This window comes from Chitinivibrio alkaliphilus ACht1 (genome assembly GCF_000474745.1).
Classification (GTDB): Bacteria; Fibrobacterota; Chitinivibrionia; order Chitinivibrionales; family Chitinivibrionaceae; genus Chitinivibrio; species Chitinivibrio alkaliphilus.
The window spans coordinates 1-1,844 of record NZ_ASJR01000056.1; the positions used below are offsets into that span (position 1 = coordinate 1).

Sequence of the window (1,844 nt, forward strand, 5' to 3'; positions counted from 1 at the left end):
CAGGGCGAAAATGCCTCTGCCGTTATGAGCCCGCAACGAGTACAAATTCGATAGGTTTTCGCAACACTTGATACGAAAGGGATGTCCTCAGGGACATCCCTTTTTTTCATCAAATCGATGCGATTATATATATTTGTTTCACGAAGGAGAACAACCATGATAGCTATTATCGATTATAAAGCAGGTAATCTTACCTCAGTACAACGCGCCTTCGATGAAATAGGCGTTGAGAGTGTGGTTACTGACTCTCTTACCACCATAGCCCGGGCAGAACGCCTTGTGTTTCCCGGAGTGGGTCATGCACAATCAGCCATGAAAAACCTGCTCGAACGACGGCTCGATAGAGCCTTGAAAGATGCCTATGCTGCCAAAACCCCGCTCCTCGGGATCTGTTTAGGAACACAAATAATCCTTGAACATTCTGAGGAAGGAGATACGGACACGCTGCAGCTTATTCCCGGGCAGTGCCGACGATTTTCTCTCTCAGATCCCTCTCTTTCAATTCCTCACATGGGATGGAACACGGTGCTCCAACGCCAAGACCATCCTCTCTTTGCCAACATACCAGCACAGGAATCTTTTTATTTTGTCCACTCCTACTATCCAACAGTGGATGAACCCTCTTGTGTTATGGCAGAAACAGAATACGAGATTCCCTTTTGCAGTGCCCTGGGAAAAAACAATCTCTTTGCAACACAATTTCACCCCGAAAAAAGCGGTCAAGCAGGGCTCCAGCTTCTAAGAAACTTCTCTCTCTGGGATGGTACATCATGCTGAGTAAACGAATCATTTCTTGTCTCGATGTGCGAGATGGAAAGTTAGCCAAGAGCGTAAAATTTGTGGATACCAAAGACATTGGTGATCCCGTAGAAAAGGCACGGCAGTACTATCTTGACGGGTTAGATGAGCTTGTCTTCTATGATATTACCGCTTCGAGTGATAAAAGAAATATTATGATTGATGTGGTTGATCATGTCGCTCGGCAGGTGTTTATTCCCTTTTCTGTAGGCGGTGGATTACGAACGGTTGAAGACTGTTCTCGCGTGCTCCATGCTGGAGCTGAAAAGATAAATGTGAATAGTGCTGCCGTACTCCGCCCCGAGCTTATTTCAGAAACATCTCTTGCCTTTGGAGCTCAATGTGTTGTCCTCTCCATGGATGTAAAACAGGTCTCCCCCTCTAAACAAATACCTTCAGGATATGAAATAGTGATTAATGGAGGGCGAAAGCCCATGGGAATTGACGCTCTTTGGTGGGCCAAAACCGGAGAGGACCTTGGTGCGGGAGAGCTTGTGGTGAATTCTATCGATGCGGATGGAACAAAAGATGGGTACGATATTGCCCTAACTCGGGCAATAAGCGAGACCGTACGAATCCCCGTGATTGCCTCAGGAGGAGGCGGCACACCGCGCCACCTCTACGAAGTTCTCACAGAAGGAAAGGCTGATGCTGCACTCATTGCATCCATTCTTCACTATGGAGAATACACTGTCTCAGAGATAAAAACCTACCTTGCCCAAAAGGGCCTTCCCATACGACTAACCAATCGGGAAGAGTGAGCCCCCCCCTCCTCTTCCTTCCACATACCGTGGCCGCAACACCCCGTGTTGCAAGAGTCTCTCTTTCCCCTGTACAAACCTTCTGAGAACGGTTGCTCCTCTTGGGAGATGAATGTATGCGCATCTCTCTTGGAGAAATTATTCACAAATCATCCCTTCGTGCCCCCCATGACCACCGAGGGAGCTATCCTGGAGAAACATGCAGAGCGTGTCAGCCCCATTGCAGGAAAAGGCTCCCAAAGCGAAGCAAACCAATACAGTTTTCATGTATCCCCGCTGGCATGC

General features: G+C 48.0%; 2 protein-coding genes. Both read left to right on the forward strand.

The genetic code is table 11. From position 1 onward, the window contains the following. Positions 1-156: 156 nt before the first annotated feature. Entirely contained in the window at positions 157-777 is a 621-nt protein-coding gene (gene hisH, locus CALK_RS11590; protein WP_022637845.1) for an imidazole glycerol phosphate synthase subunit HisH, read from the forward strand. Beyond that, entirely contained in the window at positions 771-1,559 is a 789-nt protein-coding gene (hisF, locus tag CALK_RS11595) for an imidazole glycerol phosphate synthase subunit HisF (RefSeq protein WP_022637846.1), read from the forward strand. The genes hisH and hisF overlap by 7 nt, the downstream gene beginning before the upstream one ends. Positions 1,560-1,844: the final 285 nt, after the last annotated feature.

What these genes read in the sequence shown, in the direction of transcription:
- hisH (WP_022637845.1), top strand. Translation starts at nt 157, where the DNA reads ATGATAGCTATTATCGATTATAAAGCAGGTAATCTTACCTCAGTACAA.
- hisF (WP_022637846.1), top strand. Translation starts at nt 771, where the DNA reads ATGCTGAGTAAACGAATCATTTCTTGTCTCGATGTGCGAGATGGAAAG.